At 58.7% G+C, this 620-nt stretch carries 1 protein-coding gene; it reads right to left on the bottom strand.

Features of this window, described 5'->3' with window-relative positions:
- A partial coding sequence (locus AC3WMA_RS27565; protein WP_492288430.1) for an ATP-binding protein occupies positions 1–620 on the bottom strand: 620 nt, incomplete at both ends.

The raw sequence follows: 620 nt of genomic DNA, 5'->3' as shown, positions 1-620 counted from the left end.
TTGTCGTCGGGCAGCCTTAGCAGCGGAACCGACACAAACTGGCCACGACGGCGAATCTCGTCGATTTTGCGCATCTCGGGGATCAGGCTGGGCAAGCCCGAAATGATCAGGCCAACTGGCCAGGACGAGACCATCAGCGTTTTGAAGGTCTTCCTGATGTTGTCCATTTGGACCACGTTGGCGTTGTCCGTGAGATTGTGTGTCTCGTCGAAATGGATGATCAGCACACCGGCAACGGGTAGAAGCTCCTGGATGCGGGCCCAGATGATGTGATCCGCCAATTCCCGAGCCAGAGGGTAGCCCAGTGCTCTGAGTACCTCTCGCCCGAGCGTTTTTAAGGTGCAAGGAGCTGGCACGATCACCCTGAGCAAGGAAGAGCGATGCTCTCCCCGAGGCTGAAGGATGGGGTGTGTTCGAAAGAGCCGCTCGAGAGATGCGGTTTTTCCGGTTCCGGCCTCCCCGCTCACGAAGAGGCAGCGCCCCTCATGCCGAGCGTTCGCTGGCTCGCTGCCAGACTGCCGCTGGCTCAGAACGGAACGCATGAGCGTATCGAACTTGCGCCTGAGCTCAGGATCCCATTCCGTCTCGATATGCTTGTTTTTCAGCTTTTCACGCGCCGC

The organism is Allobosea sp. FW305-C-101, from assembly GCF_058783685.1.
Note: the sequence above shows the minus strand (reverse complement) of the source record. Positions and strands in the feature narration are given on the sequence as shown.